Here is a 26,981-nt window from a genome sequence, read left to right as displayed (position 1 = left end):
CGAGTACCAATCTGTGAGCCGATCAGCGCTCTCTCGCAGGCAAGAAGGTCAGTAACATGGGCATAACTTTTCAGAAGTAGCCATTAATGAGGTGTGCCATGTCCAAGGTTGTCCACTTTCACCGTACTGGTGACGCTGATGTTCTGATTCTCGATGAAGTCGCTGTACCGGCGCCGAAAAGCAGTGAGGTCCAGATCGACGTCAAAGCCATCGGCCTTAACCGTGCTGAAATCATGTACCGCACTGGGCAATACGTGATTGAGCCCCAGTTCCCGGCGAAGCTAGGCTATGAGGCGGCCGGGATTGTCCGCGCGGTTGGCAGTGAGGTCCGCGACGTTGTGCCTGGTGACATAGTCAGTGTCGTGCCGGCGTTCTCTTTCGCTGATTACGGCATGTATGGTGAGGTGGTCAATGCGCCTGCGCATGCTGTCGTCAAGCATCCGTCCAATCTCAGCTTCGTAGAGGCAGCGGCCAGCTGGATGATGTTTGTTACTGCGTACGGCGCCTTGATTGAGTATGGAAATCTGCAGACTGGTGAAACCGTGCTCATCCCGGCTGCGTCGAGCAGTGTCGGGCTGGCAGCGATCCAGATCGCCAATATGCAGGGAGCGATCCCGGTGGCCCTTACCCGCACAAGTGCCAAGCGTCAGGCATTGCTGGATGCGGGTGCAAAATATGTCATCGCCACCCAGGAAGAGGATCTGATTGCCGAGGTGGCAGCGATCACTGATGGCAAAGGTGCGCGTATCGTTTTCGACCCCGTTGGCGGCCCCGAGGCAACCAAGCTTATCAAGTCCATGGCCAATGCCGGGATCTTCTTTCAGTACGGTGCACTGGATCACCGCGATATTCCGGTTCCCGTCTTTGACATTCTTGGCAAGCATCTGACCGTGCGCGGCTACGAGCTATTCGAAATCACCATGGATATGCAAAAGCTAGCCAATGCCAAGGCGTTCGTCACCAAAGGCTTGGCGGGAGGTCAACTCAAGCCGGTCATCGATCAGGTCTTCCCGCTTACTGACATCGCGGCAGCACATCGCAGAATGGAGTCGAACGCGCAGATCGGCAAGATCGTCGTCGTGGTTGACTGAGTAACATACTTCGGCAGCCAGATTGGCTGCCGTACGCCATCGATGTTTACTCCCCACGCGGTGATGGTTTATTTTGCTTTGTTGCCTAGGAGAGACAAGCATCACTTCGCTATCGTCCTCAGTGCAGAGTACGTGTGGCCCAACGCCCACTAAAATGGAGGCTGGCGATGAACCTGATTGAAGCCATGCAAATGTTCGTTGCAGTGGTTGACCAGGGCAGCTACACCAAAGCGGCTGAGGCGCTCAATGTGCATCGTCCGGCAGTCTCCAAGCTCATCCAGAATCTAGAGCACGAACTGGGCGTGCAGCTTTTACACCGCACCACGCGCAGAGTGAACACCACACCCGCTGGCGACGAGTTCTACGAACGCAGCCTGAAATTACTCAGTGAACTAGCGGAAACACTGGAATTGTTTTCGCCGACTCGTGCGCCGCGAGGCAAGCTCAGGATCGACATGCAGACCGTACTCGGTCACGCGGTGATCATCCCTCGACTGCCCGAGTTCATGGAACGCTACCCTGGCCTGGAAATATCTTTGGGGGCCTCTGACAACCTGAACGACCTTATTGCGGACGGCATCGATTGTTCCGTGAGGCTCGGTGATCTGGATGATTCGAGCCTGATTGCCAAACGTATCGGCGAGGTAGCGTTGGTGACCTGCGCGGCTCCCGCCTACATAAAGAAACATGGCTTACCCGATACGCTGGATGATTTGCAGGCCCACTTGGCAGTCAATTTCATGGTTGAGCAGCGCCGCCAGATCATGCCCTGGCGCTTTAGGGCCAACGGTAAAACTATCAATGTGAAGATGCGCAGCGGCATTGTCGTCGACAACGCCGAGGCGTTGCTTTACTGCGCGTTGGCGGGGATCGGGATGGTGCAGGGACTACGACCGGCGTTGAAGCGATATATCGACAGCGGGCGTCTGATAGAGGTATTGCCGGATGTTTCAGTCGAGCCAAAGACCGTTTCCGTATTGTTTCCAGATCGACGTCATCTTTCACCCAATGTGCGGGTATTCGTCGAGTGGGTAAGTGCGCTATTTGAAGAGAAAAGGCGTTAGCACGCGGCCCGTTGGTATTAATTGAATAACAGTTCATGACTCGTTAATGGATTTATCCCTCCTCCGTCTACAAGTACCTTTCTCTCCACCCGAATATGGCGCCAATCGGTCAGGGTGCGGCTATCGCAGTACGCAAGCCTTTTAAAGTGAGAGGAAGATAATGTCGGAGAAAAGAGTCCCCCCCGAACCCGCGCATCTTGAGTAGCCGACGTTTTCACAGCTTAGTGAACTGGTGAACCCGGTGAACTCACCCAATCGGGTGGTGAACCCAGATGTTCATTCCTTCAGCTACTGATCTGCTGCTGTCAACCCGTCAACTGTCAACCAACGTCAACCAACGTCAACCGATCAGTAGCTACCAAACCCACGCGGGTTTCCTGCCCCTTGTCCTCAGAACATCACCTCGGTCCCCGACGGTATTCGCAGTCCAGATGTGGCAAAAATCTTTCGATGGGCAGCATGCAGGTGCGAGTGATCTGCTAAAACATTTGGCAACCTCTGCAGGTACTGAGTGGTAACCGTTATCTGAAGGCCCCTAAACCCTATGGAGTAAAAAATGAATCTGGATTTGATATGGGCTGCATTACTTGGCAGTGCAGGTGGGATCGCAGGCATGGGTATCGTTCTTTGGCTGCTCAGGACGTGGTTTAAGGCAAGAATTAAGCAGTCAATCAGTCATGAATACGCCGTGAAGCTGGAGGAGTGGAAAAAATCCGAACAGATACGAGTCAAGTCAGAAGCAATCGCCTCGCTGCTGGCTGAATGGATGAGTTTTCCTGACGACCAGAGAACTCTCAACAAGCTTACATTTGAAGCCTACCTTTGGCTTCCGACAGATATCCTCCGGCTGCTCACCAAAACATTGACCCATTCCGCCACGGCTCCAAACGCAAGAGAAATACTGTGGCATGTCCGAAAACACTTGCTGGAGGATGAAACACTGAAATCTTCGGAAATAGTGATTTTCAAACAAGAGAGCGAGCGCCGCGCCTTCCGCGCGAAAATGAGCGAGATGTCGACCTTCACACCATTCACTCCTGTGAATGCCTTGGGCACGAAAGGACACAAAGGAAAAAATAGCCCAGCCAGGTGATCTACGACTGTGGCGGTTCTTCAGGACGATCTCAGCTCGAACCTTCTGCCAGTGCTTTTCCAGCGGTGCCTTCAAAAAGCATTGCTCAGAAATTCTCAGCTTGTATGCCCACATGTATGCCGCTGTTAACGTAATACTATAAAACCCTTAAAATACAGCGGCTTAAAAGACCAGTTCAAATGACTGTGTACCAAGTACCGGTCTGATGACTTTTCGAAGTCTGCAGACCAAACAAGAAGCCCGCCTAGTGCGGGCTTTCTTGTTTCTGGCGTACAACTTCCTCTCTCACCTGCCTTTCGCTTAATCGCGTTGTCACTCTGAAGACCTGGGCTATGCTCGAAAATGTTGACTCATGAAGAGCCAGTATTTTCCAAAGGAGCAAAGCATGAAAAAACTCGTCCTCTCAATGACTGCCGCCCTCTTCCTGGCAGGCACTTTAGCGCCCGTTGCGTTTGCAGAAAGCGAGCTCGAAAAGGGTGTCCGCCACGATAATCGTGAGCTGGATAAAGGTGTTGATCATGACGCCAAGGAAGTGGACAAAGGCATGAAACACGATGCCGATGAGGTCGACAAGGGCGCGAAGCATGACGACAAAGAGCGTCACAAGGCTGATAAGCACATTGATAAAGAGGTTAAAAAGGATCTGTAGCGGCCAGCTTTTCTGATGGCGACTCAGCCAACCGCCCCATCGCTTCCACCTCAAACCCCGGACCACACTCACGTGGTCCGGTCTCGCTGACTGTAGTGGTCTAATGATTCCGCTCAAATCTTGAAGCTTTCCACCAGTTGCTTCAAACGCCCGGCCTGCTGCGAAAGCGCAGCACAATCCTTGAGGGTTTCGTTCAGGTTGGCGACGCCCTGCTGGTTGAGGGTGTTGATCTGGTTGATGTCGATGTTGAGCGTTTCGACGACAGCAGTCTGTTCTTCGGTGGCGGCTGCCACAGACTGGTTCATGCCGTCGATCTCGCCGATGCGGCGGGTCACGTCACGCAGTCGACTGCCTGCCTGATTGGCGACTTCGACACTGTCCTGGCTCGATATCTGGCTTTCATTCATGTTTAGCACCGCGTGCTGAGAGCCGGTTTGCAGGCCGCCGATCATCTTGTGAATCTCGTCGGCAGATGTTTGCGTGCGATGGGCCAGGTTGCGTACTTCATCGGCCACGACGGCGAACCCACGTCCGGCTTCACCGGCGCGCGCGGCCTCGATGGCTGCGTTGAGGGCCAGCAGGTTGGTCTGTTGCGAAATGCCCTTGATGACATCAAGGATATGACCGATGTTGTCGGTGCTGGCATTGAGCTGTTCGATCTGCGTGCAGGACTCACTGATCTTGGTCGACAACTCGCTCATGGCGTGGATGGTTTTCTCCACCACCACCTGACCGTCTTCGGCTTGCGTGCGGGCTTCACTGGCCTGAATAGAGGCATCGGACGCATTGCGGGCGATTTCCTGAGTTGCAGCACCCAGTTCATTGATCGCGGCCGCGACGCTGTTGGTACGCGCGCTCTGCTCATCGAAACCGACGATCGAGGAATTGGAAGAGTTCACGACACGTTGCGACAGGTCATGCACCTGCAACGTGGCCGATGACACTTCAGCGATGGACGCGTGCACACGCTCCACAAACTGGTTGAACGAGCCGCCCAGTTCGGCAAACTCGTCCTTGCCCTGAATACTCAGACGACGGGTCAGGTCGCCCTCCCCTTGAGCAATATCCTGCATTGCACGGCCCATATCGGTCAGCGGGCGCATCAATGCACGAATCAGCAGGCTCAGCAGCAAGGCAATGACAGCCACGGCAATCAGCACCGCCACGATCGCCGAGCTGCGAAACTGGCTCAGGGGGGCATATGCCTTGTCCTTGTCGATCGACAGGCCGATGTACCAGTTGGCGGAAGGCAGCCCGGTGATCGGGGTGAACGACAGCAGCCTCTGCTGGCCGTTTAACGTGACCTCACGCAAGCGCGCGTCCAGGCTGAGGGTCTGCCCGGGATAGACATCCTTCAGGTTTTTCATGACCTGCTCTTTGTCGGGGCTGACGATGATTTGTCCATCACCATTGACCAGAAAAGCGTAACCGATGCCACCGAACTCGACCGAGTTGATGATCTTGACCAGCGTATCAAGGCTCAGGTCGCCGCCCACCACACCGGACACCTGACCATCCGTCTTGACCGGGCTGGCGATCGTCACCACCAGGCCACCGACGGAAGCCAGGTAAGGCGCACTCAGAATGGTTTTGCCAGCATCGACCGTGGACTTGTACCAAGGCCGTTGACGAGGATCGTAGCCTGCCGGCATATCAACGTTTGGTCGCTGAGTGAACGCGCCTTTGCTATCACCCACGTAAGTGAACTGAAAAGTCGAGGCCAGCGAGGATTGAGACAGCAGGCCGCTGAGGTCTGAATTCACGCCCTGATAAGCCACGTTCTGGGTAAGGTTTTCCAGCACCAGGATGCGCCCGCCGAGCCAGTTCTGCACACTGCTGGCCGTCAGTTGCCCCGCCTGCCCTACCGAAGACTCAAGGTTCTGATTGATGGTAGTGCGCTGCAAGTAATCGTTGTAGAACGTGAACAAGGCAAATGCCAATACCACGACACAGGACGCAGCCAGAAGAATCTTCTGACGGAACTTCAAATTCATAATGAGGCATCTCAACAGGACAGAGGGAGGTTCAAATCGCAGCGCAACGTGTCTCACATGAGGGGCGTGTTCTCGGCAAAAAAATAAGCCCAAAGAAGATAAGGTTTAACGGCCCGCGTACAGACATCGTTTACCTTTTACTGCAGGAAGGCAACGCTCTATTTCACGCTTTGCGGCAACTTTTTATCCCGATGTCCAAGGGCGCATGACCGGGTCGAACCAACGTCTGTCGGCTTTTTCAGACTTTCAGCTTTTTTTATTTCAGCTTGGCGGACGCCTGCCGATAGGGTCTGTATATCACACGCTACCCCTGTCCTGTATGCCATGCCATTCAGGGGGCAATTGCTTTAATGGCTGTTTCTGGAGAAATGGATGAGTAGCTGGTTTGCAAACATCAGTGTCAACATGAAGCTGGCCGTCGGGTTCGGTCTGGTACTTGTTTTTACTGCCATTCTTGCGCTGACTGGCTGGACCAGCATGGGTGGACTGATTAACCGCAGCAACTGGATGAGCGACATCACTTCGCTCAATGCACAGTTGACCAAGCTGCGTGTTACCCGCCTGCAATACATGGTCGCCGACGGTGACGAGAAAGTTGCCGAGACTGTGCAGACTTCGCTGGAAAGTTTCAAGGCACAGCAGCAAAAACTGTTGGCCACGTTCAAGAGTCCCGAGAACGTGAAGATGCTTGAACAACTGTCTGCCGTCATCAACGACTATCAGACTTCCCTGAACAACATGCGCAGCGGTTACAAGGCCAGCAATGCGGCGCGTGATGAACTGACCACGCATGCCGTCAAAAGCCTCAACGTGTTCGAGCAGTTGCAGACTGAAGTCAAAAATATGGATCCAGCCGATGCCAACCGGTTCGAGCAATACCGGATCATCACCGACGCCAAGGACAACCTGAGGCTTGCCCGGTATGACGTGCGTGGCTATACCACCAATGTCACGCCAGAGAACGAGCAGGCAGCCTTTGCGAAACTGGATACCGCCATCAAGGATCTGGGCACTCTGAAAGCCACGTTTAACAGTGCTGAGGCCGATCAGCTCAGGCAGCTGGAAACCTCGCTTCTGGCGTACCGCGCTACCCTGCAGAATTTCAAAACCGCCAGCGCGCAGATTGCCCAGGCGCGCAAGGAAATGACCGTGCAGGGTCAGGACATCGTCAAGATCAGTGAAGACATGTACCGACTGCAACTGGATCGCCGCGATCAGGAAAGCGCGCAGGCTCGCACCACACAGATCGTCTGCACGCTGCTGGCCATGATCCTGGGCATCATTGCGGCGGTGATCATCACTCGACAGATTACTCGCCCGCTCAAGGAAACCCTGGCAGTGGTCGATCGCATCGCGTCCGGCGACCTTACCCAGACACTGGCGGTAACTCGCCGCGACGAGCTGGGTGTTCTGCAGCAAGGCATTCAGCGCATGGGCAGCACCTTGCGCGAGCTGATCGGCGGGATTCGCGACAGCGTGGTACAGATCGCCAGCGCTGCTGAAGAGCTCTCCGCAGTCACCGAGCAGACCAGTGCCGGCGTCAACAGCCAGAAAGTGGAAACCGATCAGGTGGCCACTGCCATGCACGAAATGTCCGCCACCGTTGCAGAAGTGGCCCGTAATGCCGAACAGGCCTCGCAGGCAGCGTCGAATGCCGACCGCGAAGCACGCGATGGCGACAAGGTCGTTGGTGAAGCGATCGCTCAGATCGAGCGTCTGGCAGCTGAAGTGGGTCGCTCCGCCGATGCCATGAACCACCTGGAGCAGGAAAGCGACAAGATCGGCAAGGTCATGGACGTGATCAAGGCTGTGGCCGAGCAAACCAACCTGCTTGCCCTCAACGCCGCCATTGAAGCAGCACGCGCCGGGGAAGCCGGACGTGGCTTTGCCGTGGTTGCCGACGAAGTCCGTGGCCTGGCTCAACGCACGCAGCAATCCACGGTGGAAATCGAAACCCTGGTGGCTGCCCTGCAAAGCGGTACACGCCAAGTGTCCAGCATCATGCTCAACAGCCGCGAACTGACGGTCAGCAGCGTGCAGTTGAGTCGTCAGGCAGGTACATCGCTGGGCAGCATCACCCACACAGTTTCGAGCATTCAAGCCATGAACCAGCAGATCGCTGCAGCCGCCGAACAGCAAAGCGCTGTGGCTGAAGAGATCAGCCGCAGCATCGTCAACGTTCGCGATGTATCCGAGCAGACTGCGTCAGCCAGTGAAGAAACAGCGGCTTCCAGTGTCGAACTGGCTCGCCTCGGCGGCCAGTTGCAGACAATGGTCAGTCACTTCAGGATCTGATCTCTCGCAATAGCCATAACAACTCAGGAGCCCGGTTTTTACCGGGCTTTTTTGTGCGCCCAAGGTTCACGCGCAAGGATCGATAGCGCTTCTCGGGGCTTCATCAGGCGGCAAGACCAGCCTCACGCCTGCTGCGGCTGCCCGTTGGACGCTGACAACCCGCCATCCACCGGCAGGTTTACGCCAGTTACGAAGCGCGCATCGTCGCTCGCCAGGAAGGCAATCACATCGCCAACGTCTTCCGCTTCGCCAGGTCGACCCAGCGGAATGCGCTCCATGAACTTGGCAATAAGCGCCTCATCGTCAAACATGTCTTCGGTCAGCTCACTGCGAGTCAGCGATGGGCATACAGCGTTTACCCGCACGCCATCGGCGCCATGATCCAAGGCCAGTGCCCGGGTAAAATTGGTGATCGCACCTTTGGCCGCGTTGTAGAAACTCATGCCCCAGTCACCGCCCATGCCGGATACCGATGACACGTTGACGATGTTGCCTTTGCTGGCAATCAACGCAGGCATGGCCGTGCGGGTGCAATAGAACACGCCGTCGAGGTCCACCGACATCAACTCTTTCCAGTCTTCTACTCCCAGCTCGGTAACTTTGCCGGATTTGACGACACCGGCATTGTTGACCAGAACGTCCAGGCGACCGAAACGCTCAGCCACTTCCTTGAACAGCGCTTCCACATCCGTCAGGTCCGCCACGTCAGTAGCCCTGACCAAATGCCCTGCGCCGGCCAGTTGTGCAGCCACTTTGGCAAGCTTGTCCTGATTGCGGCCAACCAGTACCAGGCTCGCGCCTTCCTGTGCGAAACGCTTGGCGGTGGCCTCGCCTATCCCGGAACCTGCTCCAGTGACGACAACGACTTTTTGAGTAAAACGATTCATGCGGCAGCTCCAAAAAAACAATGGGGTTACCGGGTGGACCGTTGCGCCGCCCGCCCCGTTCACTCCTATTCAGTCACTTCAACATGAGCGTTTAAAATCAGGTGAATCGGTAAACCCGACTAACAGCTCGTTGACAAACACAGGCTGCGCTGCAAATATCCTTCAAGTTGTACGACAACCTATAACGCCAACAATAAAAACAAGACTGGGCCACCTATATGACAACGCTTGCCTGCATACCCGCTCCAGGGATTATTGAATTTTCGTCGGACGTCTCCGCGTCGCGCTGCCTGACCCCCTTCCAGATTCTCGGTATTCGCTGAAGCACGGCGAACGTCCTCGATCGCCTGTCGGTCGGGGCCATGCCTGGCAACAGGCATCACGTAATCCTCGAAGGTGTCGGTCGCAGTTGCACGTGGCCAGAAAAGAGGACGGTTTCAATAAAAAAAGGGAGCACAACAATAATGACAACTCACTCTACCCGTTCGCGCATTTTGCTGGGTGTTGGCGGCATGACGCTGATTTTCCCGATGCTGGGCATGGCTGAAGGCTTCGTCGACGATACCAAAGCGACGCTGACGCTGCGTAACGCTTACTTCAATCGTAACTTCACCAATCCGGCGTTCCCCAACAGTGCTGCGCCGCAGAACAAAGCTGAAGAATGGACGCAGAGTTTCATTCTCGATGCCAAGTCCGGCTTTACTCAGGGCGTGGTCGGTTTCGGGGTCGATGTGCTGGGCCTGTACTCGCTCAAACTTGATGGCGGCAAAGGGACCGGCGGCACTCAGTTGCTGCCTATTCACAGCGACGGGCGCCCGGCTGATGATTTCGGACGTCTTGGCGTGGCAGGCAAGGCGCGGGTTTCCAAGACCGAATTGAAGGTCGGCGAGTGGATGCCGGTGCTGCCGATTTTGCGCTCCGATGACGGTCGTTCATTGCCACAGACGTTTCAGGGCGGTCAGGTGACGTCCAAAGAGATAGACGGCCTGACGCTGTACGGCGGGCAGTTTCGCGGTAACAGCCCGCGCAATGACGCCAGCATGGAAGACATGTCGATGAACGGACGAGGCGCGTTCACGTCCGACCGCTTCAATTTCGGCGGCGGCGAGTATGTCTTCAATGAAAAGCGTACTCAGGTAGGCGTCTGGTATTCGGAGTTGCAGGACATTTACCAGCAGCAGTTCTTCAACCTGTTGCACAGCCAGCCCATCGGCGACTGGACCCTGGGCGCAAACCTGGGGTTCTTCACCGGCAAGGAAGACGGCAACAAACTGGCGGGTGATCTGGACAACAAGACCACCTACGCACTGCTCTCGGCCCGCTACGGCGGCAGCACGTTTTATGTCGGCCTGCAAAAGCTTACTGGTGATACGGCGTGGATGCGCGTCAACGGCACCAGCGGCGGCACACTGGCCAACGACAGCTACAACGCCAGCTACGACAACGCCAAAGAGAAGTCCTGGCAGCTGCGCCATGACTACAACTTCGCGGTGCTCGGGGTGCCCGGCATGACGATGATGAACCGCTACATCAGCGGCGATAACGTACACACCGGCACGATCACTGATGGCAAGGAATGGGGACGCGAGTCTGAACTGGCTTATACGGTGCAGAGCGGCGCGCTCAAGAACCTGAACGTCAAATGGCGCAACTCAAGCATGCGTCGCGATTTCAGCGCCAACGAATTCGATGAGAACCGTGTGTTCGTCAGCTACCCGATTTCGTTGCTCTGAAGCAGAAGGCGAAGCCTGGCGTTCACTGCAGGCTTTGCCTTTGTAACTACCTGTGTCGGCCCGGAATATTACGGCCCGATTTATACGTTGGCCGCGTTGACAAGCAGCGCGGGCGATGTCGATAATCCGGCAAGTCATACGACAACAGATGACAAAAAATAACAAATCAGGACTTTCTCATGGCATCGGCTCATACCACTCCAACTCCCTTCAATCGCCTCCTGCTGACCGGCGCGGCAGGCGGACTGGGCAAGGTATTGCGCGAAACACTGCGCCCTTACGCTCAGGTGCTGCGCCTCTCCGACATTGCCGAGATGGCACCGGCGGTCGACGACCGTGAAGAGGTTCAGGTTTGCGATCTGGCCGACAAGAACGCGGTACACCAACTGGTCGAAGGTGTGGATGCGATTCTGCATTTTGGCGGCGTATCGGTCGAGCGACCGTTCGAGGAAATCCTTGGTGCCAACATCTGTGGCGTCTTCCATATTTACGAGGCCGCACGCCGCCATGGCGTGAAGCGGGTGATCTTTGCCAGTTCCAACCATGTGATCGGTTTCTACAAGCAGGACGAAACCATCGATGCGCATTCGCCTCGCCGCCCGGACAGCTATTACGGCCTGTCCAAGTCCTACGGCGAAGACATGGCCAGTTTCTACTTTGATCGCTACGGCATCGAGACTGTCAGCATCCGCATCGGCTCATCGTTTGCCGAACCGCAAAACCGTCGAATGATGAGCACCTGGCTGAGCTTCGGCGACCTGACACAACTCATCGAGCGCTCCCTGTATGCGCCGAAAGTAGGCCATACAGTGGTCTATGGCGTGTCGGACAACAAGACCGTGTGGTGGGACAACAGTCTTGCCAGCAGCCTGGGATACGTCCCCAAAGACAGCTCGGAACAATTTCGCGCCAAGGTTGAAGCGCAGCCGCTCCCGGCAGCCGATGACCCGGCGATGGTCTATCAGGGCGGCGCTTTTGTAGCATCGGGCCCGTTCGGCGACTGAACATCAGTCTCTCCCTTTCAGAACCCTGGAGACAAGAATCGTCATGGATGCCGAGCTGATAGTCGATGCGCAGAACGCCACTGGCGAAAGCCCGGTCTGGAGCGTGCGTGACCAGGCGCTTTACTGGGTAGATATCCCGGCAGGCCGTCTGCATTGCTGGAGTCATGCAACTGGCAGCACACGCAGTTGGGACGCTCCGCAGATGCTCGCCTGCATCGCAGCAGACAGCCGCGGTGGCTGGATTGCTGGGATGGAAAGCGGGATTTTTCACCTGCAACCCTGCGACGACGGCAGCCTGATCAGCACGCTGCTGGCCTGCGTCGAACACGCGCAGGCCGGCATGCGCTTCAATGATGGCCGCTGTGACCGACAGGGCCGTTTCTGGGCCGGCACCATGCTGATGGACATGTCCGCTGGCGCAGTGGTCGGCGCGATGTATCGCTACTGCGCCGATCAGAAAACGCTGGACGCACAGCTGAAGGACTTCATCGTTCCCAACGGCCTGGCGTTCAGCCCGGACGGCAAGACCATGTACCTGTCCGATTCGCACCCCGGCGTGCAGAAAATCTGGGCGTTCGACTACGACCCAGACAACGGCACCCCGCTTAACCGTCGCCTGTTCGTGGACATGAACCTTCATCCGGGCCGTCCCGACGGCGCTGCGATGGACACCGATGGCTGCTACTGGATCTGCGGCAATGATGCCGGCCTGATCCACCGTTTTACGCCCGACGGCAAGCTCGACCGCTCGCTGGCCGTGCCGGTGAAAAAACCGGCCATGTGTGCCTTTGGCGGCCCCGGCCTGGATACTCTGTTCGTCACCTCCATTCGCCCGGGCGGCGATATCGGCGACCAGCCACTCGCCGGTGGCGTGTTCGCGTTGCGACCTGGCGTCAAAGGCCTGGAGGAACCCGTATTTCAGGGCTGATTGCGCCTGCTGAAAACCTTATAGCTCGACCAAAAATAACAATATTGGAGATATCCATGGATTTCAAACGCAAGCTTCTCATCGCCGCACTCCCGTTGGTCTTTTGTGTGGCCTGCACGCCCAAGGAAGACATCAAAATCAAGTTCGCCGAGGTCCACCCCGCAGGCTACGCGCCGGTCGTGGCCGAGCAAAACATGGGTAAAAAGCTCGAAGAGCAATCCAAAGGTGAAATCAGCTTCAAGATGTACGCTGGCGGCGTGCTCGGCTCCGAGAAGGAAGTGGTCGAGCAGGTCCAGAGTGGCGCTGTGCAGATGACCCGCGTCAGCCTTGGCATCGTCGGCCCGGTGGTGCCGGACGTCAACGTTTTCAACCTGCCGTTCGTATTCCGTGATCAGGCACACATGCGCACGATCATCGACGGTGAGATTGGCCAGGAAATTCTCGACAAGATCACCAACTCGCAATTCAACATGGTCGCTCTGGCCTGGATGGATGGCGGCACCCGCAACCTGTACACCAAGAAACCGGTACGGCAGATTTCAGACCTCAAAGGCATGAAAATACGCGTTCAGGGCAACCCGGTGTTCATCGAAACCATCAACGACATGGGCGGCAACGGCATCGCCATGGCCACCGGCGAAATCTTCAGCGCGCTGCAGACCGGCGTCATTGACGGCGCAGAAAACAACCCGCCCACCTACTTTCAGCACAACCATTACCAGAACGCCAAATTCTTTACGATTACCGAGCATTTGATTCTGCCCGAGCCCATCGTGATGGCGAAAACCACTTGGGAAAAGCTCAACCCGGAGCAGCAGGCGCTGGTGAAAAAGCTCGCGCGTGAAGCACAAATGGAAGAGCGCGTGCTGTGGGACAAGTCTTCAGCCGACGCGGAAACCAAGCTCAAGGCCGCAGGTGTGGAGTTCATCACGCTGACGCCTGAGCAGAAAAAAGCCTTCTACAACGCCACCCAGCCGGTACGCGACAAGTTCGGCGCGCCTTACAAGGCCTTGATCGAGCGTATCAATGCGGTACAGACCAACCCGGCGCTAGCGGCGACCAGTACCCCAACGGCCCAATAAGCCTGTCCGATTACGCTGCGGGGACGAGCACAAGCTCGTTCGCCGCCGCAGTGGTGAGCCCAATGAAAAATACGCTTTTGCGCATCAACGACACGGTTTATCGGGTCTGTATCGGCATTGCGGGTCTGTCGGTGCTGATCATGACCCTGATCATTCCCTGGGGAATCTTTGCCCGCTATATCCTCGGCAGCGGTTCCAGCTGGCCGGAACCCACGGCCATTCTGCTGATGGTGGTGTTTACCTTCTTCGGCGCAGCAGCCAGCTACCGCGCCGGGGCGCACATGGCGGTGTCGATGGCGGTGGACCGCATGCCGCAACAGGTACGCCGTATCGCCGCAATGGTGGTGCAGGTTCTGATGGCGATTGTGGCGCTGTTCATGATCGTCAAGGGCTTCAAGCTGTGCGCCACCACCTGGAATCAGTTTATCGGCGAGTTGCCGTTTCTGCGTGTCGGGATCTCTTATCTGCCAATTCCCCTTGGCGGCATCGTGACCCTGATTTTCGTGCTAGAACGGCTGTTTCTGGGCGACCAGAGTCATCGCGCGGTGATGCGCTTCGACGTCATTGAAGAAAGCGAAGGTGCCGCATAAATGGACGCTTTTATACTGTTAGGCAGCTTCATCGCACTGATCCTGATCGGTATGCCGGTCGCTTACGCGCTGGGCCTTTCTGCCTTGATCGGCGCCTGGTGGATCGACATTCCGGCAGACGCCTTGATGATCCAGATTGCCGGTGGCGTGAACAAGTTCTCGCTACTGGCGATTCCGTTCTTCGTGCTGGCCGGTGCAATCATGGCCGAAGGCGGCATGTCCCGGCGGCTGGTCGCGTTTGCCGCGGTGCTGGTGGGTTTCGTGCGCGGCGGCCTGTCGCTGGTCAATATCGTTGCTTCGACCTTCTTTGGCGCAATCTCCGGTTCGTCAGTCGCCGACACCGCGTCGGTGGGCTCGGTATTGATCCCGGAAATGGAACGTAACGGTTACCCCCGCGATTTCTCCACGGCGGTAACCGTCAGCGGCTCGGTTCAAGCCCTGCTGACGCCTCCCAGCCACAACTCAGTGCTTTACTCGCTGGCCGCGGGCGGCACTGTATCGATCGCGTCGCTGTTCATGGCCGGAATTTTGCCGGGGCTGTTGCTCAGCGCAGTGATGATGGGCTTGTGCATGATCTTCGCGCGCAAGCGTAACTACCCCAAAGGCGAAGTGATACCGCTGCGCCAGGCGTTAAAAATTGCCGGTGAAGCGCTCTGGGGCATGATGGCCATGGTCATTATTCTCGGTGGCATCCTGTCGGGTATTTTCACCGCCACCGAGTCGGCTGCGATTGCCGTGCTGTGGTCTTTCTTCGTCACCATGTTCATCTACCGCGACTACAAATGGCGCGATCTGCCCAAACTGATGCACCGGGCCGCCCGTACTATTTCCATCGTGATGATCCTGATCGGTTTCGCTGCCAGCTTTGGTTACATCCTGACGCTGATGGAGATCCCGATGAAGATAACTACCGCGTTCCTGACCCTGTCGGACAACCGCTACGTGATCCTGATGTGCATCAACGTCATGTTGCTGTTGCTGGGCACCGTCATGGACATGGCGCCGCTGATCCTGATCCTGACCCCGATTCTGTTGCCGGTCATCGTCGGCGTCGGCATCGACCCGGTGCACTTCGGCATGATCATGCTGGTCAATCTGGGGATAGGGCTCATCACTCCGCCTGTCGGCGCGGTGCTTTTCGTCGGTGCTGCGGTGGGCAAAGTCACTATCGAAGCCACGGTAAAAGCACTGGTACCCTTCTACATCGCGTTGTTCATGGTGCTGATGCTGGTCACTTACGTTCCGGCCATTTCACTGTGGCTGCCGAGCGTCGTGCTTTAAGTCTGTCGTGGTAAAGCTGCCGGGGCCTGGGAACGGGTTCCGGCAGGCGATCCGGTTTTTCCAGCCAAGGAGGCTGGTTGCGTATGTCCGCTCCTGCCCTGTTCCCCCGCCACATTGCTGTGATGATTCTGGCGCTGCTGGCCTGCTCGTTTGCCGGCAACCATATCGCGGCGCGTATCGCCTTCGATCATGACACCGGGCTGCTGCTGGCCATCCTCTGTCGTTCCGGCGTGACCCTGCTGGTGTTGGTCAGCCTGGTGCTGTGGCAACGTGAAAAACCCCGCCTTGCCGCCAGCACATGGCGCTGGCAACTGTTGCTCGGGCTGCTTATCGCAACCCAGAGTTTCTGTATTTATTCAGCGGTGGCGCGCATTCCGGTGGCTCTGGCGCTGTTGGTGGTCAATGTCTCGCCGATCCTGCTGGCCCTGCTGAGCTGGGCGCTGGGCGGAGCCAGGCCGACGCGGCGTGCCGCAGCCCTGATGGGACTGATCCTGTTTGGCCTGACCCTGGCGCTGGACGTGCCACAACGACTGTCTAACTCCGGCAGCAGCGAACCACAGTGGCTGGAGGGCATCGCTTATGCATTCACTGCCGCGGTGGTGTTCGCCTTTGCGCTGTGGATTACCGACAACAAACTGGCCAGCATGCGCGGTACAGTGCGCAGCATGTTGACCATGGCGGTGGTCTTCGTCGCGGCGGCGGTAGCAGGTACCAGCGGCCTGCTGCCCGGCGGCGTGGATCTGCCGGCAAGCCGTGTCGGCTGGACTGCGCTGGCCAGTCTGGTGCTGCTGTACGGGCTGGGCTTTTCGCTGCTGTTCATCTGTATGGCGCGCCTGGACATCAGCCGCAATGCGCCGGTAATGAACATCGAACCGGTGGCCAGCCTGCTGTTCGGCTGGCTGATTCTGGACCAGTTGCTCAGCGGCGGCCAGGTCATTGGCGGGTTGATCGTGGTCAGCGGGATTGTTCTGCTGACCTGGCGGCGCACGCCTTCGCCTGTTCCTCACACATCCAGCAAGGTCCTGCCTCATGCCCGTGAACGTTCTGATCCTTGAAGATGGCCTGACCCGTCTGAGCGTCGCCCCTGAAATAGGCGCCAGTATCGTCAACTGGACCGCTCTGGCCAGCGGCCATCCACTGCTGCGCCCCAGCAGCGAGTACGCACTGGCTGCCGGCACGCCCCGTCGGCTGGCCTGCTACCCGCTGGCTCCTTGGTCGAACCGGGTCGGCAACAGCGGTTTCGACACGCCGGATGGCTGGCTGACGCTGGCGCCCAACAGTGCAAACGACCCGCTGCCCATTCATGGCAGCGCTTGGCAGCAAGCCTGGACGGTCGTCGAGCAAACCCAGCAGAGTATCTGCCTGCAACTCAACAGCCAGACACCGTTCGCCTACCGCGCCGAACTGCGCTACACCCTGCGCGGTGGCAAACTGAGCATCAAGCTGACCACTACGCACCAGGACAGCCGCGCCGCCTGGCACGGTCTCGGCTTGCACCCTTACCTGCCACGTACGCCTCGCACACGCTTGCAGGTGAAGGCAGCGCAGGTCTGGCTGTGCGACCCCGCAGGCTTGCCCACCGAGTTGCAGGACCTGCCCGCCGAATGGGACTTCCGGCACGGCAACACCCTGCCCGCCACGCGCCTCGACAATGGCTTCACCGGCTGGGAGGGTCACAGCCTCATCAGCCAGCCAGACCTGGGCTACGAGCTGCACGTTGAGGCCACCGGCAGCGAATACTTTCTGGTGTTCTGCCCGCCGGGGCTGGATTTCTTCTGTTTCGAGCCAGTCAGCCACCCGGTCAATGCTCATCATTTGCCCGGCCATCCGGGTTTGAAGCTGCTGCGGCAGGGGGAGTCGATGACGCTTGGGGTCAGCCTGAGCTATATGGCTCTGACACAGAACGCTTGATCACATTTCTTGAAGAAGTCTGCCGGCCCGCTCATCGCATGCTGTGATCCATCCTCTCTGCATCTTCGTAACCTCTTTGAACGCGAACCAAAACCATACATTGGTGATCAGAAGGTGGATCATGCGCATAACTGCCCGTCTCAGGACCTTCTGTCACTTGTCCAACCCGCACAGCGACTCGACGACAACCCGACTTTGGATTGATGAAGTCGCCGCAGTGGCCCGGCAACGGGACCGCGATAGCTTCCTGCGCATCTACGATCACTTCGCGCCGCGCTTGTTGCGCTACCTGACGGGGTTGAATGTGCCCGAAGGGCAGGCTGAGGAGGTGGTACAGGAGGTGCTGCTCAAGCTGTGGAACAAGGCTGATTCCTTTGACCCGGCCAAAGCGAGCCTGGGCACCTGGCTGTTTCGCATCGCGCGCAATCTGTACATCGACAGCGTGCGCAAGGACCGCGGCTGGGTGCAGGTGCAGGACTCGCTGGAACAACTCGAGCGTCTGGAGGCACCGGTAGACAGAACGCTCGATTACAGCCAGCGTCAGGAGCACAACCTGAACATCGCTATTCAGAACCTCCCCGCTGATCAAGCCAAGGTGCTGCGCATGTCCTATTTCGAAGCGCTCAGCCATCGAGAAATTTCCGAACGCCTCGACATGCCGCTGGGCACGGTGAAGTCCTGCTTGCGCCTGGCGTTTCAGAAGCTGCGTTCAGGGATGGAGGAATCATGATGGGCCCATCGCATCATCCGGATGAAGCCACGCTGGTCAGCTATGCGTCGGGGGCGCTGTCGCAGGTCCTTACGCTGGTCACCGCCGCGCACCTGGAGCGTTGCCCCGAGTGCAGGGCACGGCTACGGCAGGCAGAGCAGATCGGTGGTGTATTGATGCAACAACAGGCAAACACGGTCATCTCGCTCAAGAGCCGTTCGGCGATGCTGGCCCGCCTGGATGAACAGACTGCACATTCTGCGCCCCCTATAAACTCGATACCCGCAGCCAATCAGGACCCGGACCTGCTGCCGACCTGTATGCAGGCGTATTTCGGGCGCCATCTGAGCACGCTGAAATGGAAGACGCTGATCCCCGGCGTGCAGCGTGTGCGCGCCGAAGGTATAGAGCACGGCAACCTGATGCTGCTGAAAATCGCTCCGGGCGTCAGCATGCCGGTTCACAGCCATGAAAGCGGCGAAATAACCATGGTCCTCAAAGGCGCATATCACGATGTGCTGGGTGAGTTCGGGCCGGGTGATGTGGCCGATCTTGACAGCCACATCCAGCATCAGCCAATTGCCTACCCGGATCGGGAGTGCATCTGCGTGCTGGCTGCGGATTCAAAACTGCGTTTTCACGGATGGCTGGCGAGGATGATGCAGCCGTTCTTCGGGATTTGAGGTGAAACTTGCGAGCAGTCGAAATCGAATGCTCGCATCCCGTCATACAGAACGACACGTTGCGTTTCTGTACCCGACCCCATCTCGCATGGGCTCAGCGCTGGATACTCACACCCAGCGAAGCCAGTGCGTCCCAGTAGCCCGGATAGGTCTTGCCGACGCAATCGGGGTCCTGAATATGGATACCTTTGATTTTCAGACCGGCCAGCGCAAAGCACATGGCGATACGGTGGTCGGCGTGAGTGTCGATCAGTGCATCGACAGTGGTACCAGCCAGAGCCGGATTGGCATTGACCAGAAGATCGTCGCCCTCCTCGACTGCCAGGCCGGGAGCAATGGCGCACAGGCCTTGGGACAAGGCTGAAATACGGTCGCATTCCTTGACGCGCAGGTTGGCGATGCCGACAAAGCGCACTGGCTGGCGATTGAAGGCCGCGAGCACAGCCAGCGTCGGAATGGCGTCCTGCATCTGCGAACCATCGATAACGGCGGGCATGTTCGGAAAAAGGTCGATGATCTGGCTGGCGAGCGCGTCTGGCTGAGTGAATGCGTCGCTGGCCACACCAAGATCGATACTGCCCTGGGTCAAAGCCTGTGCGGCCCACAGGTAGGTCGCTGCAGAGGCGTCCGGCTCGATGTGGAAGTCAGTGGCGCAGTAACCGGTAGCGGATACTTTCCAGGCCGAGTCGCCGATGGCCTGTACCTCTGCACCGAACGCCTGCATGGCGGCGAGCGTCAGATCGACATACCCACGGGCGCCGATTTCACTGCCGGTCAGGGCCACTTCAATAGCGCCCTTGCCGCACGCTCCGGCCATCAACAGCGCCGACACATACTGGCTGGACAGGTTGCCATCGATCTCGATACGACCTGCCGCCAGCCCACCCTTGCCGCTGATAGCCACTGGCGGGCAACCGCTTGGCGCGCTGACGTCCACGCCCATGCGTTGCAAGGCGTCAACCAACGGGCCGATCGGGCGCTTGCGCATGTACTCGTCACCGTCCACCACGAAGTCGCCCTCGAAATTGGCCAGCGCAGCGGTCAGAAAGCGCGTCGCGGTTCCGGCATTGCCCAGAAAAAGCGCTTGTTGCGGTGCGTTCCAGTGCCCATTGCTGGTCACTACGAACGTACTTTCGTCAGGCTCATCGACCTGCACACCCATCAGCCGCAAAGCTTCGGACATCACGCGAGTGTCGTCACTTTTCAACGCGCCGGTCAGGCGACTGGTGCCTTGGGCAAGGCCGGCCAGCAACAGCGCGCGGTTGGTGATCGACTTGGAGCCCGGCGGGCTGACGCGCCCGACCAGCGGGCGCTCGACAGGCAAAACAGTGAGGGTGGCTTGAGGTCGCATGATGTCCCTGAATGTCAGCGGAAAAACCACGATCCTAGCACGAGCGGGATCAAGCCCGCAGGGCGGTTTGCTGGACGCGCGAGCCTGCGCAGCCGTTTACTTTTGCGCAGAGCCGGACAGTTGCTGCAGCTTGTCGTTGGCGGCCAGCAACTGGTTGCGGTTGGCTGCCACATCGGTGACGTCATAGATCACCAGACACACATGGCTGATAGCGCCTGTGGTCGAGCGCAGCGGAAACAGCGTGGTGTTCTGGTACATGAACTCTTCGTGCCCGGTAATCGGCTGGTAGTTCTTGAAACGCACCAGGTACGGCCGCTGCTCCCAGATCGTGAACGCCGGCGTGCCCAGGGTCACGACGTTATCGACCTTCTTGCTGAACCACTTGGCATTTACCTCGGGGAAAACCTCGAAAAAGGTCTTGTCGACAGCCACATAGGGCACCACACCGGAACGGTTTTCCATGAAGGTATTCCAGACCGTTATCCGGTAGTTCAGGTCCAGTACCACGATGCCTACGTCAATGTTCTGGGTGACGGCCAGCAACCAATGAAGCTCGTTGATTTCGATAGCGTTGCTCATGGGTCAGCTCATCATGTAGGCGAGTTTTTTGGTAAGCAGTTCGACCGAGTCTTCGGTGAACAGCATCAGCAGATCGAAGTGAATATTGTGGCCTTCCACGCTGTAACTGATCTCGACCGCCAGGGTCTTTTTCCAGCGTTGCTGATTGACGCGAATGAGTTCGTCGATTCCGCCCTGCGCGCCCAGCAACTGCGGGTGCCCTTGGGAGAACGCGATGTCGATCTGCTCGGCAATGCCGCTCAGGCAAGCGCCGATGAGAATCGTGGACAGGTCCAGCAGCATCTCCATATTGGAGCTGTCGGAGTGATCGCCGCCCATCAGCTGGGACATGCCAGAGATTTCCGAGTCATGGAAAATCAACAGCGCCTCACCAGCGATACCGCCGCCGATGTAACCTTGGCAGACCGCTGTCAGCCGTTGATCGCTATGGGCGTCGGCCAGCGCCATGTGCAATTCGCCGACTTCGAGCATGTTGACGTTGGGCACCGGCAACTGCACGAACACGCCCAGCACCTTGGCAAGCAACGCGGCAGCGCGGCCCATGGCGACGTTGATGGTTTCGCGGAAGGCGTCCTGAAAGCTGATCACCCCGCCTTTGCCGTTGAGGGCTGGCAAGGCAACAGGGGATGTCGCCGGTTTGCCTAGCAGGCCAAGACGTTCCAGCGTGTCTTTGAGCTCGTCCGGGTCAGCGGGCTTTTTCAGAAACGCCAGGGCACCCAGTTCCATGACCCGGCGCACGGCTTCGTCCTGCACGTCGCCGGACACCACGATGACCTTGGCGTCCAGATTTTCCGCACGAATTGCCGCCAGCGTCTGGTAGCCGTCCATGACCGGCATGGTCAGGTCGAGCAGCACAATCTCGCCCTGACCTTTACGGATGGCCTCCAGGCCTTCCTGCCCTTGGGTAGCCAGGGTCACCGACACATCCCAATCGGCAGGCAAGGCACGCAGCAGTTGCTTTCGCGCCATGTTCGAGTCGTCGCATATCAATAGCGCAAGCGTGGACATCGTGTGGTTCTCACTACGGAAAAATCAGGCTGACGGTGGCGGACAGCACGTATGGTTTTGACGGGTCTTCGTTGGCTCTTTTAGAAAACGGCTGGTTCGAGCATGGACGCTTGATGGTCAGCATTTAAAGCAGAACTATAGCCTTAGTCGGCGATGTTTGAAGTTTCTGTAATTTATGTCGCTTTCCGTTGCGCCAGATCACTACCGCTGGCGCTAAAACGAGACTATTATCAAGTGATAGATTTAATAGTAATCACTCGATAGAGAGGTGTGACATGTCTCTGCCCATAGGCGACTACCACCCGGCTGTGCCCCGGCAGGACGATTTCTGGGAGGACTTGGGGATTCCAGAGCGTGGCGCCCGTCTTTATACGGCGCTGCACAGCGGCTTGCCCTACGAGGTGTTCGAACGGCTGGCGCATTACACAGACCTGAATCGTTCGACACTCGCCGAACACCTGGGCATCGCTCCGGCAACCTTGCAGCGTCGTCTCAAGGTGCGTCGCTTCAACGCCGAAGAAAGTGATCGTCTGTTTCGGCTGGCAGCTGTCTACAAGGCGGCACTGGACCTGTTCGAAGGCGACACCGAGGCCACCCGACTCTGGCTGGCGAATCCGGTTCACGGGCTGGGCAACAGCAGGCCGCTGGAAATGCTCGCCACTTCAGCCGAAACCCAGGCTGTGCTGGACCTGATCGGTCGACTGGAGCATGGAGTCGTAGCGTGATTTCGGTCTATCGTCTGGTCAAGCGCAAATGGCTGGCGCAAGCATTTGATGGCGAAGGGGCCAAACTCTACGGTGGACGCTGGAACAGCAAAGGCAACGCGTGCGTCTATTGCGCCGGCAGCGAGTCCCTTGCGCTACTGGAAATACTGGTTCACCTGAATAACGCCAGCGCGGCCCGTCATTACGCGATGCTGGAGCTGCAGATTGCCGAGGAGCACATCCTCAACGCCCGACCTGACACCCTGCCCCCGGACTGGCGTGAAGAGCCTGCCCCGCCGGCCAGCGCCTCATTCGGCGACGCCTGGCTGGCCTCCGGTCAAAGCCTGGCGCTGGCCGTACCCAGCGTGATCATCCCGCGCGAGTACAACTATCTGCTCAACGTCCAGCACCCGGAGTTCCAGGCTGTTGTTGCCACGGCCAGAACGCTGGAATTCGAAGCGGACCCGCGTTTGAAATGAGCGGACTGAGTCGCGGCCATAACCGGTAGCGCTATGCCTGATATCGATGTTTGATACCGATGCAACATAGCGCTGCCCGTGGGACGTTTTCAGCCGTCGTTCAGTGGGTTGCGGGCGCCTGAGCTGGCTCAGCCGCCTGCGGCAAGGCCATACCCTTCGGCCACAACAGCCAGATATTGCCTTTCTGCTTCATGTCGCCCGCCAGCTTGCCGGCCTCCTCGCCGGTGCCCCAGAACAGATCGGCGCGCACTTCACCGGCAATCGCACCGCCAGTGTCCTGAGCGGCCACCGGGCGCACGACACTGCTGCCGTCCGGGCGCGTAGTGGACAGCCAGAGCAGACTGCCCAGCGGGATGACCTTGCGATCAATGGCCACGCTGTAGCCCGGTGTCAGCGGCACGTTGAGCGAGCCACGAGGGCCTTCGTTGCTGTCAGGGTTACGAGCAAAAAATACATAGCTCGGGTTGCTGGACAGCAGTTCATTGACCCGCTCAGGATGCGCCTTGGCCCAGGCAGCGATGCTGCCCATGGTCACGTCTTCCTTCTTCAACTCGCCCTGCTCGACCAGCCAGCGACCAATGGCGCGATACGGACGACCGTTCTGATCGGCATAGCCAAGACGCAATTGCGAACCGTCCTCCAGGCTGACGCGGCCAGAGCCCTGGATCTGCAGAAACTGCAAGTCCATTGGGTCGGTCAGCCAGGCAATCACTGGCGCGGCCAGCCCGTTTGCATTGATCGTTGCTGCATCGTCGTAAGGCTTGAGTACACGCCCTTCAAGACGACCGCGCAGGCGCTTGCCTTTGAGTTCGGGGTAGATGCTATCCAGATTCACCACGATCAGATCGTCAGGAATGCCATACACCGGCACATTGGCGGTCTCCGTCCGAGTCAGGCTGCCGGGATAAACAGGCTCGTAGTAGCCGGTGATCAGGCCATCGGCGCTGCCGCTGTCTGCGCGCAGGCTGTAAACCTGCAACTGGTCCTGCAGAAATGTGCGGATCTGCGCCGCATCCGGCGCCGCTGCAAGGCTCGCCGCAGCAGCACACGTCGGCCCCCACACTGCGTCGGCCTTCAGCCGCAAACAGGCGCTGCGCCATGAGGCGAAACCTGCCTGCAAATCAGCATCCGAAACTGCTGGCAGCGCTTCCCAGGTGGCCTGGGCGTAAGTGGTGTGCGGCGCAGCCGGTGGCGTTGCCGGTTTATCGGACTTGTCACATGCCGTGAGTAAAGCGGCGAGTGGCAAAGCCAGCGCCAGGCTCCGGGACAATGACTTGAAAGAGAAGATCATCAGCACCAATCCTTTAACAGCCCACAGCAGGCTGGTGGGTAAGAGGCGTCATTGTGGCTGAATGAGGCTGAGTGGCCTAGGGGGTGAACTGCATTCGCGGCTCAGCCTATGCGCCTCAAAAGACTGCCGCCATACTGAGCGCGTCTATGTACTCGCCATCTCTATAAGCAAATTCCCTGTGTGTGCCTTCTACGACGAAGCCATGTTTTTCGTACAGCGCAATAGCAGGCTCGTTGTCGATAAATACCGTCAATTCCAGGCGTTTGATGTTTTGCCAGCGCGAGGCGGTTTCGATCAGTTCTTTTAACATCAGCCCCCCAATGCCTTGACGATGATGTCCGTCTGCGACGCCCATCCAGAAATCGGCGGCGTGTTGCCTTCGCCCCTGGAATCGATAAAGCATGGCGCACCCCACCACTGCACCGTCCTGCTCGGCAACCAGGGACAAGCCGGAAGAGGCCCGGTTTTCGACAAGCCGTTTTATATCGCTGGATGACTGATACGGCATGCGCAGCGTCCACCAGCGAAATACCGGCTGCTCGAATAAAAGAGCCAGAGAAGGCCAGTCGCTGTCAGCCATCGCGCGCACTATCAAGCTCATTTCGAACTCTGGCCTGGGTGCGGTTCCGGGTAGTCGCGATTGATGTCGATGGGCTTGGCGTAAGGTCCATCCCATAGTTGCTCATGCAGTTGCCCGATGCGTTTGGCCATGGAACTGTCGTGCAGTACCACTTCCAGGTTGCGCGAGTTGTCGAGGTAGCCGCCGAGCCAGTTGCTGGTGCCGACCCAGGCGATCCGGTCATCGATTTCCATGGTTTTGCTGTGGATCACCCGTGCATAGGGAATGAAGCCCTGCGCGGCCATTGGCAGGGTAACGATGCGTACCTGTACGTTGGGCACCAGGGCCAGGCTTTTCAGGTAGGCGACTTCGGGCATGCCGGTGTTCCAGTCTGAAACCATGAGTTTGACGGATACACCGCGTGCCGCTGCGCTGCGGATAGCGTTATCAATGACCGGGTAATATGGACGGGTCTTGTCCGGACCATAGGACAAAGGGGCGTAATCCAGCAACTGTATGCGAACCTCGTTCTTGGCTTCGCCCAGCAAGCGTGGGAGTTCTGCCTGCGAATCGACGACACCAGGCGGGTTGTAGCGTTGCGGGCTGGCGACCAGATAATTGCCGTCTGACGATGCGACGCTGTTGGTAGACGAAACAGGAACCGGTACTGGCTTGCCGTCGGTAATGGCCGCTTGGGCCAGCCAGTCCTGCTCGAACACTGACTGCACTTGTCGCACCACACCCGGCTCATCAATCCGCAAACCGGTTTCGTGAATGTGCTCCAGTGAGCGCCAGTCGAAATTCTGACTGCCTATAAATGCCTGTTTGCCATCAACCACAAAGAACTTGGCGTGGATGATGCCGTTGCCAGTAAGTTTGGCATAAGGCAGCACCCTCAGCGTGAGATTGGGGATCGCCCGCAACCGCTCCAGGGTCTTGGGGTCGGACATCTTCAGGCCTTTGTCTTCGAGAAGAAATCGTATCTGCACCCCTCGCTGCCCGGCTGATTGCAGGCTATCGAGCACCTTGTTCATGACAGAACCCGGCTGATCGGCCACATAGAACTGCTCGATGTCGATGCGTTTGGTGGCACCGTCGAACAGCTCGCGCCAGACATCGCCGGGCGCTCGCAAATCGGGGGTTTGCAGGTCGGTCCCGACGGGGACGGTGTGGACCAGTTCAAAACCGGGAATAGCGAAGTCGGCATGTGCCAACGGGCTCGACAACAGCAACGCAGCGATCAGACCGCGATAGCGCATGGGCATCGAGCGAAAACGGATAGACGAAGTCATGGAAGTCTCATCGCCAGAACAGGCAAAAGGCGCATGCCAGTGACATGCGCCTGTGGGTTAATCATGCCGTCCGGTAGTTGGGCTGGGGAACCGTGACCGGGTGCGACATTTCATCCTGCACCCTTGCCCCGCTGGAGGCACGGATCAACAGGATCTTGAGCTGATCGTTGATGCGCTCAAGGCTGTCCTGAAAAAAGTTATGAAAGACCACGCAGAACAAGGCGATTGCGATACCCAGACCTGTCGCGAACAACGCAGTGCCGATACCGGCAGAGATCTGCCCTGGGTCGGACACCCCGGCGCTGGCCAAGGCCTTGAAAGTGTCGATGATGCCCAGGATAGTGCCCAGCAACCCCAGTAATGGCGCGGCCGTGGTGATGGTCTCGATAAGCCAGAGGCTGCGGGACAACGGCGCTCGCGTGCTCAGATACTGAGTTTCGATGACGTCATCCAGATCCCGGCGTGAGCCATGGGCATTTTTCTGGGCAAGCACCGGCAGGACCATTTCCAGTGGGAGGCTGGTCCGGCGCGTCAGTGCTTCAGGCAGGTCCTTTTCACTGTGTACCGAAGCGTTGAGCGCTGTTTGCAGCGCCCGCGACTGGCGGCGCACATAAGCAAAGTAGATGCCTCGTTCGATCGCGACAAAGATCGCAATCGCGATGGCGGCATACATCACGTAGAAAGTGATGTCGTGGAGCTGATTCATGTCCATGGCGCAGACCTC

The 26,981-nt window shown here is 58.0% G+C and carries 26 protein-coding genes and 2 pseudogenes; 18 read left to right on the top strand and 10 right to left on the bottom strand.

The genetic code is table 11. The annotated features are described in order from the left end of the window. Positions 1-98 precede the first annotated feature (98 nt). The 4 genes from ALO43_RS21160 to ALO43_RS21145 all read left to right on the top strand — a co-directional run bounded on the left by ALO43_RS21160 (position 99) and on the right by ALO43_RS21145 (position 3,897). Positions 99-1,091, top strand: a complete 993-nt coding sequence (locus ALO43_RS21160) for a zinc-dependent alcohol dehydrogenase family protein (RefSeq protein ID WP_053931881.1) — start codon at positions 99-101, stop codon at positions 1,089-1,091. A gap of 167 nt (positions 1,092-1,258) precedes the next feature. Continuing rightward, on the top strand, positions 1,259-2,155 hold the full coding sequence (locus tag ALO43_RS21155) for a LysR family transcriptional regulator (protein ID WP_005891067.1): 897 nt from the start codon (positions 1,259-1,261) through the stop codon (positions 2,153-2,155). A gap of 556 nt (positions 2,156-2,711) precedes the next feature. After that, the gene (locus ALO43_RS21150; protein WP_054998015.1) at positions 2,712-3,248 is read left to right on the top strand and encodes a hypothetical protein; all 537 of its coding nucleotides are present in this window, start codon (positions 2,712-2,714) and stop codon (positions 3,246-3,248) included. Between the two features lie 385 nt (positions 3,249-3,633). Next, positions 3,634-3,897, top strand: a complete 264-nt coding sequence (locus tag ALO43_RS21145) for a hypothetical protein (RefSeq protein WP_005887007.1) — start codon at positions 3,634-3,636, stop codon at positions 3,895-3,897. 113 nt (positions 3,898-4,010) lie between these two features. On the opposite strand, the gene ALO43_RS32190 is transcribed toward ALO43_RS21145, so the two are convergent. Next, positions 4,011-4,796, bottom strand: coding sequence for a methyl-accepting chemotaxis protein (locus ALO43_RS32190; RefSeq protein ID WP_371906477.1), 786 nt, complete (start codon positions 4,794-4,796; stop codon positions 4,011-4,013). Positions 4,797-4,916: 120 nt separating this feature from the next. Beyond that, a pseudogene (locus tag ALO43_RS32185) lies at positions 4,917-5,891 on the bottom strand (cache domain-containing protein); the annotation flags it as partial. 372 nt (positions 5,892-6,263) lie between these two features. Between ALO43_RS32185 and ALO43_RS32180 the strand changes: the two are divergent. Together ALO43_RS32180 and ALO43_RS32175 are read left to right on the top strand one after the other, a co-directional pair. Next, positions 6,264-7,283 (top strand): annotated as a pseudogene (locus ALO43_RS32180) (methyl-accepting chemotaxis protein); the annotation flags it as partial. Between the two features lie 39 nt (positions 7,284-7,322). Beyond that, the gene (locus ALO43_RS32175) at positions 7,323-8,186 is read left to right on the top strand and encodes a methyl-accepting chemotaxis protein (RefSeq protein WP_371906476.1); all 864 of its coding nucleotides are present in this window, start codon (positions 7,323-7,325) and stop codon (positions 8,184-8,186) included. Between the two features lie 122 nt (positions 8,187-8,308). On the opposite strand, the gene budC is transcribed toward ALO43_RS32175, so the two are convergent. After that, on the bottom strand, positions 8,309-9,073 hold the full coding sequence (budC, locus tag ALO43_RS21130) for a meso-2,3-butanediol dehydrogenase (protein WP_005891056.1): 765 nt from the start codon (positions 9,071-9,073) through the stop codon (positions 8,309-8,311). Positions 9,074-9,537: 464 nt separating this feature from the next. Between budC and ALO43_RS21125 the strand changes: the two genes are divergently transcribed. The 10 genes from ALO43_RS21125 (at position 9,538) to ALO43_RS21080 (ending at position 18,994) form a co-directional block, all read left to right on the top strand. Then, on the top strand, positions 9,538-10,806 hold the full coding sequence (locus tag ALO43_RS21125; protein WP_024669627.1) for an OprD family porin: 1,269 nt from the start codon (positions 9,538-9,540) through the stop codon (positions 10,804-10,806). A 179-nt stretch (positions 10,807-10,985) separates the two neighbouring features. After that, entirely contained in the window at positions 10,986-11,810 is an 825-nt protein-coding gene (locus ALO43_RS21120) for an NAD-dependent epimerase/dehydratase family protein (RefSeq protein ID WP_054990635.1), read from the top strand. Between the two features lie 43 nt (positions 11,811-11,853). Continuing rightward, a complete protein-coding gene (locus ALO43_RS21115) occupies positions 11,854-12,738 on the top strand; it encodes a glucurono-1,5-lactonase (protein WP_054998014.1) in 885 nt (294 codons plus the stop codon). Positions 12,739-12,794: 56 nt separating this feature from the next. After that, the gene (locus ALO43_RS21110) at positions 12,795-13,820 is read left to right on the top strand and encodes a TRAP transporter substrate-binding protein (protein WP_054998013.1); all 1,026 of its coding nucleotides are present in this window, start codon (positions 12,795-12,797) and stop codon (positions 13,818-13,820) included. 62 nt (positions 13,821-13,882) lie between these two features. Then, positions 13,883-14,410: a TRAP transporter small permease gene (locus tag ALO43_RS21105; protein WP_005891042.1), complete on the top strand. Its 528-nt coding sequence runs from the start codon at positions 13,883-13,885 to the stop codon at positions 14,408-14,410. Continuing rightward, positions 14,411-15,691, top strand: a complete 1,281-nt coding sequence (locus ALO43_RS21100) for a TRAP transporter large permease (RefSeq protein ID WP_005891039.1) — start codon at positions 14,411-14,413, stop codon at positions 15,689-15,691. An 83-nt stretch (positions 15,692-15,774) separates the two neighbouring features. After that, positions 15,775-16,746: an EamA family transporter gene (locus ALO43_RS21095; RefSeq protein ID WP_053479480.1), complete on the top strand. Its 972-nt coding sequence runs from the start codon at positions 15,775-15,777 to the stop codon at positions 16,744-16,746. Then, positions 16,721-17,602, top strand: a complete 882-nt coding sequence (locus ALO43_RS21090) for an aldose 1-epimerase (RefSeq protein ID WP_054998012.1) — start codon at positions 16,721-16,723, stop codon at positions 17,600-17,602. Before ALO43_RS21095 ends, ALO43_RS21090 begins: the two co-directional genes overlap by 26 nt. A gap of 217 nt (positions 17,603-17,819) precedes the next feature. Then, positions 17,820-18,332 (top strand): sigma-70 family RNA polymerase sigma factor, encoded by a 513-nt coding sequence (locus ALO43_RS21085; protein ID WP_024669623.1) that lies wholly within the window; start codon positions 17,820-17,822, stop codon positions 18,330-18,332. After that, positions 18,332-18,994 carry a ChrR family anti-sigma-E factor gene (locus ALO43_RS21080; RefSeq protein WP_024669622.1) on the top strand — a complete coding sequence of 221 codons (663 nt, stop codon included), beginning with the start codon at positions 18,332-18,334 and terminating at the stop codon, positions 18,992-18,994. Before ALO43_RS21085 ends, ALO43_RS21080 begins: the two co-directional genes overlap by 1 nt. Before the next feature lie 94 nt (positions 18,995-19,088). Here the strand turns inward: ALO43_RS21080 and aroA are convergent, their stop codons facing one another. The 3 genes from aroA to ALO43_RS21065 all read right to left on the bottom strand — a co-directional run bounded on the left by aroA (position 19,089) and on the right by ALO43_RS21065 (position 21,932). Further along, a complete protein-coding gene (gene aroA, locus ALO43_RS21075; RefSeq protein WP_005891019.1) occupies positions 19,089-20,345 on the bottom strand; it encodes a 3-phosphoshikimate 1-carboxyvinyltransferase in 1,257 nt (418 codons plus the stop codon). Between the two features lie 96 nt (positions 20,346-20,441). After that, positions 20,442-20,924: a PAS domain-containing protein gene (locus ALO43_RS21070; protein WP_005891018.1), complete on the bottom strand. Its 483-nt coding sequence runs from the start codon at positions 20,922-20,924 to the stop codon at positions 20,442-20,444. 3 nt (positions 20,925-20,927) lie between these two features. Continuing rightward, positions 20,928-21,932 (bottom strand): response regulator, encoded by a 1,005-nt coding sequence (locus ALO43_RS21065; RefSeq protein WP_005891015.1) that lies wholly within the window; start codon positions 21,930-21,932, stop codon positions 20,928-20,930. Positions 21,933-22,207: 275 nt separating this feature from the next. Between ALO43_RS21065 and parS the strand changes: the two genes are divergently transcribed. After that, positions 22,208-22,657 (top strand): type II RES/Xre toxin-antitoxin system antitoxin, encoded by a 450-nt coding sequence (gene parS / locus ALO43_RS21060; protein WP_005891013.1) that lies wholly within the window; start codon positions 22,208-22,210, stop codon positions 22,655-22,657. Next, positions 22,654-23,115, top strand: a complete 462-nt coding sequence (locus ALO43_RS21055) for an RES family NAD+ phosphorylase (protein WP_024690773.1) — start codon at positions 22,654-22,656, stop codon at positions 23,113-23,115. Before parS ends, ALO43_RS21055 begins: the two co-directional genes overlap by 4 nt. Before the next feature lie 100 nt (positions 23,116-23,215). Here ALO43_RS21055 and mltA read toward each other — a convergent pair whose 3' ends face one another. The 4 genes from mltA to ALO43_RS21035 all read right to left on the bottom strand — a co-directional run bounded on the left by mltA (position 23,216) and on the right by ALO43_RS21035 (position 26,969). Continuing rightward, positions 23,216-24,406: a murein transglycosylase A gene (gene mltA, locus ALO43_RS21050; protein WP_054998011.1), complete on the bottom strand. Its 1,191-nt coding sequence runs from the start codon at positions 24,404-24,406 to the stop codon at positions 23,216-23,218. A 115-nt stretch (positions 24,407-24,521) separates the two neighbouring features. Then, a complete protein-coding gene (locus ALO43_RS21045; protein WP_005891002.1) occupies positions 24,522-25,007 on the bottom strand; it encodes a GNAT family N-acetyltransferase in 486 nt (161 codons plus the stop codon). After that, positions 25,004-26,257 (bottom strand): phospholipase D-like domain-containing protein, encoded by a 1,254-nt coding sequence (locus ALO43_RS21040; protein ID WP_005890999.1) that lies wholly within the window; start codon positions 26,255-26,257, stop codon positions 25,004-25,006. Before ALO43_RS21040 ends, ALO43_RS21045 begins: the two co-directional genes overlap by 4 nt. Positions 26,258-26,318: 61 nt before the next feature. Continuing rightward, the gene (locus ALO43_RS21035) at positions 26,319-26,969 is read right to left on the bottom strand and encodes a MotA/TolQ/ExbB proton channel family protein (RefSeq protein ID WP_005890996.1); all 651 of its coding nucleotides are present in this window, start codon (positions 26,967-26,969) and stop codon (positions 26,319-26,321) included. Between the last annotated feature and the right edge of the window lie 12 nt (positions 26,970-26,981).

The sequence above is a fragment of the Pseudomonas tremae genome, assembly GCF_001401155.1.
GTDB lineage: Bacteria > Pseudomonadota > Gammaproteobacteria > Pseudomonadales > Pseudomonadaceae > Aquipseudomonas > Aquipseudomonas tremae.
This window is presented reverse-complemented; position numbering and strand designations above follow the sequence as displayed.

Bases quoted from the DNA above. Each gene is read 5' to 3' on its own strand.
- ALO43_RS21160 (WP_053931881.1), top strand. From the start codon at position 99: ATGTCCAAGGTTGTCCACTTTCACCGTACTGGTGACGCTGATGTTCTG.
- ALO43_RS21155 (WP_005891067.1), top strand. From the start codon at position 1,259: ATGAACCTGATTGAAGCCATGCAAATGTTCGTTGCAGTGGTTGACCAG.
- ALO43_RS21150 (WP_054998015.1), top strand. From the start codon at position 2,712: ATGAATCTGGATTTGATATGGGCTGCATTACTTGGCAGTGCAGGTGGG.
- ALO43_RS21145 (WP_005887007.1), top strand. From the start codon at position 3,634: ATGAAAAAACTCGTCCTCTCAATGACTGCCGCCCTCTTCCTGGCAGGC.
- ALO43_RS32175 (WP_371906476.1), top strand. From the start codon at position 7,323: ATGGGCAGCACCTTGCGCGAGCTGATCGGCGGGATTCGCGACAGCGTG.
- budC (WP_005891056.1), bottom strand. From the start codon at position 9,073: ATGAATCGTTTTACTCAAAAAGTCGTTGTCGTCACTGGAGCAGGTTCC.
- ALO43_RS21125 (WP_024669627.1), top strand. From the start codon at position 9,538: ATGACAACTCACTCTACCCGTTCGCGCATTTTGCTGGGTGTTGGCGGC.
- ALO43_RS21120 (WP_054990635.1), top strand. From the start codon at position 10,986: ATGGCATCGGCTCATACCACTCCAACTCCCTTCAATCGCCTCCTGCTG.
- ALO43_RS21115 (WP_054998014.1), top strand. From the start codon at position 11,854: ATGGATGCCGAGCTGATAGTCGATGCGCAGAACGCCACTGGCGAAAGC.
- ALO43_RS21110 (WP_054998013.1), top strand. From the start codon at position 12,795: ATGGATTTCAAACGCAAGCTTCTCATCGCCGCACTCCCGTTGGTCTTT.
- ALO43_RS21105 (WP_005891042.1), top strand. From the start codon at position 13,883: ATGAAAAATACGCTTTTGCGCATCAACGACACGGTTTATCGGGTCTGT.
- ALO43_RS21100 (WP_005891039.1), top strand. From the start codon at position 14,411: ATGGACGCTTTTATACTGTTAGGCAGCTTCATCGCACTGATCCTGATC.
- ALO43_RS21095 (WP_053479480.1), top strand. From the start codon at position 15,775: ATGTCCGCTCCTGCCCTGTTCCCCCGCCACATTGCTGTGATGATTCTG.
- ALO43_RS21090 (WP_054998012.1), top strand. From the start codon at position 16,721: ATGCCCGTGAACGTTCTGATCCTTGAAGATGGCCTGACCCGTCTGAGC.
- ALO43_RS21080 (WP_024669622.1), top strand. From the start codon at position 18,332: ATGGGCCCATCGCATCATCCGGATGAAGCCACGCTGGTCAGCTATGCG.
- aroA (WP_005891019.1), bottom strand. From the start codon at position 20,345: ATGCGACCTCAAGCCACCCTCACTGTTTTGCCTGTCGAGCGCCCGCTG.
- ALO43_RS21070 (WP_005891018.1), bottom strand. From the start codon at position 20,924: ATGAGCAACGCTATCGAAATCAACGAGCTTCATTGGTTGCTGGCCGTC.
- ALO43_RS21065 (WP_005891015.1), bottom strand. From the start codon at position 21,932: ATGTCCACGCTTGCGCTATTGATATGCGACGACTCGAACATGGCGCGA.
- parS (WP_005891013.1), top strand. From the start codon at position 22,208: ATGTCTCTGCCCATAGGCGACTACCACCCGGCTGTGCCCCGGCAGGAC.
- mltA (WP_054998011.1), bottom strand. From the start codon at position 24,406: ATGATCTTCTCTTTCAAGTCATTGTCCCGGAGCCTGGCGCTGGCTTTG.
- ALO43_RS21045 (WP_005891002.1), bottom strand. From the start codon at position 25,007: ATGAGCTTGATAGTGCGCGCGATGGCTGACAGCGACTGGCCTTCTCTG.
- ALO43_RS21040 (WP_005890999.1), bottom strand. From the start codon at position 26,257: ATGACTTCGTCTATCCGTTTTCGCTCGATGCCCATGCGCTATCGCGGT.
- ALO43_RS21035 (WP_005890996.1), bottom strand. From the start codon at position 26,969: ATGGACATGAATCAGCTCCACGACATCACTTTCTACGTGATGTATGCC.